A 5085-nucleotide genomic window follows, 5' to 3' on the forward strand; every position below is an offset into this window, starting at 1 on the left:
TGCTAAGCGACTACCATATCTCACAGGGGGCAACCCCCAACTACTTCCGGCGTTCTAGGGCTTAACTGCTGTGTTCGGCATGGGTACAGGTGTATCTCCTAGGCTATCGTCACTTAACTATTGAGTATCTAATCTACTCAAAATTGAATAACTACTCATTTCTAACAAGACTTTGCGAACGCTGCGCTCAATGAAAATTGGATAAGTCCTCGAGCTATTAGTATTAGTCCGCTCCATGTGTCACCACACTTCCACTCCTAACCTATCAACCTGATCTTCTCTCAGGGCTCTTACTAACTTGCGTTATGGGAAATCTCATCTTGAGGTGGGTTTCACACTTAGATGCTTTCAGCGTTTATCCCTTCCCTACATAGCTACCCAGCGATGCCTTTGGCAAGACAACTGGTACACCAGCGGTAAGTCCACTCTGGTCCTCTCGTACTAGGAGCAGATCCTCTCAAATTTCCTACGCCCGCGACGGATAGGGACCGAACTGTCTCACGACGTTCTGAACCCAGCTCGCGTGCCGCTTTAATGGGCGAACAGCCCAACCCTTGGGACCGACTACAGCCCCAGGATGCGACGAGCCGACATCGAGGTGCCAAACCTCCCCGTCGATGTGAACTCTTGGGGGAGATAAGCCTGTTATCCCCAGGGTAGCTTTTATCCGTTGAGCGATGGCCCTTCCATGCGGAACCACCGGATCACTAAGCCCGACTTTCGTCCCTGCTCGAGTTGTAGCTCTCGCAGTCAAGCTCCCTTATACCTTTACACTCTGCGACTGATTTCCAACCAGTCTGAGGGAACCTTTGGGCGCCTCCGTTACCTTTTAGGAGGCGACCGCCCCAGTCAAACTGCCCGTCAGACACTGTCTCCGATAGGGATCACCTATCCGGGTTAGAGTGGCCATAACACAAGGGTAGTATCCCAACAACGCCTCCATCGAAACTGGCGTCCCGATCTCGTAGGCTCCTACCTATCCTGTACATGTGGCACAGACACTCAATATCAAACTGCAGTAAAGCTCCATGGGGTCTTTCCGTCCTGTCGCGGGTAACCTGCATCTTCACAGGTACTAAAATTTCACCGAGTCTCTCGTTGAGACAGTGCCCAAATCATTACGCCTTTCGTGCGGGTCGGAACTTACCCGACAAGGAATTTCGCTACCTTAGGACCGTTATAGTTACGGCCGCCGTTTACTGGGGCTTCAATTCATACCTTCGCGTTTCCGCTAAGCACTCCTCTTAACCTTCCAGCACCGGGCAGGCGTCACCCCCTATACATCATCTTACGATTTAGCAGAGAGCTGTGTTTTTGATAAACAGTTGCTTGGGCCTATTCACTGCGGCTGACCTAAATCAGCACCCCTTCTCCCGAAGTTACGGGGTCATTTTGCCGAGTTCCTTAACGAGAGTTCTCTCGCTCACCTGAGGCTACTCGCCTCGACTACCTGTGTCGGTTTGCGGTACGGGTAGAGTATGATACATCGCTAGAAGCTTTTCTTGGCAGTGTGACATCACTAACTTCGCTACTAAACTTCGCTCCCCATCACAGCTCAACGTTACAGGTATAAGCATTTGACTCATACCACGCCTCACTGCTTAGACAGACTCTTCCAGTCGTCTGCTTTAGTTAGCCTACTGCGTCCCTCCATCACTTCATACTCTAGTACAGGAATATCAACCTGTTGGCCATCGGATACACCCTTCGGTCTCTCCTTAGGTCCCGACTAACCCAGGGCGGACGAGCCTTCCCCTGGAAACCTTAGTCTTACGGTGGACAGGATTCTCACCTGTCTTTCGCTACTCATACCGGCATTCTCACTTCTATGCGTTCCAGCGCTCCTCACGGTACACCTTCTCCACACATAGAACGCTCTCCTACCATCCCCTAAGGGATCCACAGCTTCGGTAAATTGTTTTAGCCCCGGTACATTTTCGGCGCAGGGTCACTCGACTAGTGAGCTATTACGCACTCTTTGAATGAATAGCTGCTTCTAAGCTAACATCCTAGTTGTCTGTGCAACCCCACATCCTTTTCCACTTAACAATTATTTTGGGACCTTAGCTGGTGGTCTGGGCTGTTTCCCTTTCGACTACGGATCTTAGCACTCGCAGTCTGACTGCCGACCATAATTCATTGGCATTCGGAGTTTATCTGAGATTGGTAATCCGGGATGGACCCCTCACCCAAACAGTGCTCTACCTCCAAGAATCTTGATGTCGACGCTAGCCCTAAAGCTATTTCGGAGAGAACCAGCTATCTCCAAGTTCGTTTGGAATTTCTCCGCTACCCACAAGTCATCCAAGCACTTTTCAACGTGCCCTGGTTCGGTCCTCCAGTGCGTTTTACCGCACCTTCAACCTGCTCATGGGTAGGTCACATGGTTTCGGGTCTACGTCATGATACTATTGCGCCCTATTCAGACTCGGTTTCCCTACGGCTCCGTCTCTTCAACTTAACCTCGCATCATAACGTAACTCGCCGGTTCATTCTACAAAAGGCACGCTCTCACCCATTAACGGGCTCGAACTTGTTGTAGGCACACGGTTTCAGGTTCTATTTCACTCCCCTCCCGGGGTGCTTTTCACCTTTCCCTCACGGTACTGGTTCACTATCGGTCACTAGGGAGTATTTAGGGTTGGGAGATGGTCCTCCCAGATTCCGACGGGATTTCTCGTGTCCCGCCGTACTCAGGATACTGCTAGGTACAGAATCTATTTAAAATACGAGGCTCTTACTCTCTTTGGCTGACTTTCCCAAGTCATTCTTCTATAAATTCTGAGTCCACATTGCAGTCCTACAACCCCGAAGAGTAAACTCTTCGGTTTGCCCTCCTGCCTCTTCGCTCGCCGCTACTAAGGCAATCGCTTTTGCTTTCTCTTCCTGCAGCTACTTAGATGTTTCAGTTCACTGCGTCTTCCTCCTCATATCCTTAACAGATATGGGTAACAGGCATCTACCTGTTGGGTTCCCCCATTCGGATATCCACGGATCGTCGCTTACTTACAGCTCCCCGAGGCATTTCGTCGTTTGTCACGTCCTTCTTCGGCTCCTAGTGCCAAGGCATCCACCGTGCGCCCTTACTAACTTAACCTTATTTTTGACCTTTCAGTCTTAAACTCATTAATATTCACAGCGTTTCGGTTTATTTCTTGTTACTATTTGATATAGTTATTCAATTTTCAATGGACTAGCTTGGAACTAATCGTTCCAATGGAGCCTAGCGGGATCGAACCGCTGACCTCCTGCGTGCAAAGCAGGCGCTCTCCCAGCTGAGCTAAGGCCCCACAAGACCTCTCAAAACTAAACAAGACTCCATCGTGCATTCCGTTTTTCCTTAGAAAGGAGGTGATCCAGCCGCACCTTCCGATACGGCTACCTTGTTACGACTTCACCCCAATCATCTATCCCACCTTAGGCGGCTGGCTCCTAAAAGGTTACCTCACCGACTTCGGGTGTTACAAACTCTCGTGGTGTGACGGGCGGTGTGTACAAGGCCCGGGAACGTATTCACCGCGGCGTGCTGATCCGCGATTACTAGCGATTCCGACTTCATGTAGGCGAGTTGCAGCCTACAATCCGAACTGAGACTGGCTTTAAGAGATTAGCTTGCCGTCACCGACTTGCGACTCGTTGTACCAGCCATTGTAGCACGTGTGTAGCCCAGGTCATAAGGGGCATGATGATTTGACGTCATCCCCACCTTCCTCCGGTTTATTACCGGCAGTCTCGCTAGAGTGCCCAACTGAATGATGGCAACTAACAATAAGGGTTGCGCTCGTTGCGGGACTTAACCCAACATCTCACGACACGAGCTGACGACAACCATGCACCACCTGTCACCGATGTACCGAAGTAAAACTCTATCTCTAGAGCGGGCATCGGGATGTCAAGACCTGGTAAGGTTCTTCGCGTTGCTTCGAATTAAACCACATGCTCCACCGCTTGTGCGGGCCCCCGTCAATTCCTTTGAGTTTCAACCTTGCGGTCGTACTCCCCAGGCGGAGTGCTTAATGCGTTAGCTGCGGCACTAAGCCCCGGAAAGGGCCTAACACCTAGCACTCATCGTTTACGGCGTGGACTACCAGGGTATCTAATCCTGTTCGCTCCCCACGCTTTCGAGCCTCAGCGTCAGTTACAGACCAGAGAGCCGCTTTCGCCACCGGTGTTCCTCCATATATCTACGCATTTCACCGCTACACATGGAATTCCACTCTCCCCTTCTGCACTCAAGTTAAACAGTTTCCAAAGCGTACTATGGTTAAGCCACAGCCTTTAACTTCAGACTTATCTAACCGCCTGCGCTCGCTTTACGCCCAATAAATCCGGACAACGCTCGGGACCTACGTATTACCGCGGCTGCTGGCACGTAGTTAGCCGTCCCTTTCTGGTAAGATACCGTCACAGTGTGAACTTTCCACTCTCACACCCGTTCTTCTCTTACAACAGAGCTTTACGATCCGAAAACCTTCTTCACTCACGCGGCGTTGCTCGGTCAGACTTTCGTCCATTGCCGAAGATTCCCTACTGCTGCCTCCCGTAGGAGTCTGGGCCGTGTCTCAGTCCCAGTGTGGCCGATCACCCTCTCAGGTCGGCTATGTATCGTCGCCTAGGTGAGCCGTTACCTCACCTACTAGCTAATACAACGCAGGTCCATCTGGTAGTGATGCAGTTGCATCTTTCAATCAATTATCATGCAATAATTAATATTATGCGGTATTAGCTATCGTTTCCAATAGTTATCCCCCGCTACCAGGCAGGTTACCTACGCGTTACTCACCCGTTCGCAACTCACAGTCTATGGTGTAGCAAGCTACGGTATATACTGTGCGTTCTACTTGCATGTATTAGGCACGCCGCCAGCGTTCGTCCTGAGCCAGGATCAAACTCTCATTTAAGCGTTTGAGTCTTACTCATTTCTGTCCACTGACAGATTTATTTTTCGTTCTTTGACAGGTCACATATCTCTATGTCACCCTGCACTTGGTTCGTCTTGTTCAGTTTTCAAAGGTCTTTGCCTCCCTCGGAGACAACTATCTTAGTATATCATCTACTCGCTAAACTGTCAACTACTTTTTTGAA

1 tRNA gene and 3 rRNA genes are annotated in these 5085 nt (G+C 50.2%); all 4 read right to left on the reverse strand.

Annotation, left to right across the window (positions count from 1 at the left end):
* Position 1: 1 nt before the first annotated feature.
* Positions 2 to 117 (reverse strand): 5S ribosomal RNA (gene rrf / locus PCY09_RS10440).
* 80 nt (positions 118 to 197) lie between these two features.
* A 23S ribosomal RNA gene (locus tag PCY09_RS10445) occupies positions 198 to 3097 on the reverse strand.
* Between the two features lie 120 nt (positions 3098 to 3217).
* Positions 3218 to 3290, reverse strand: a tRNA-Ala gene (locus PCY09_RS10450).
* Positions 3291 to 3344: 54 nt separating this feature from the next.
* A 16S ribosomal RNA gene (locus PCY09_RS10455) occupies positions 3345 to 4901 on the reverse strand.
* The 16S, 23S and 5S rRNA genes sit together here with 1 tRNA gene alongside, the layout of an rRNA operon.
* Positions 4902 to 5085 lie beyond the last annotated feature (184 nt).

This window comes from Streptococcus sp. SG2 (assembly GCF_030439925.1).
Classification (GTDB): domain Bacteria; phylum Bacillota; class Bacilli; order Lactobacillales; family Streptococcaceae; genus Streptococcus; species Streptococcus gordonii.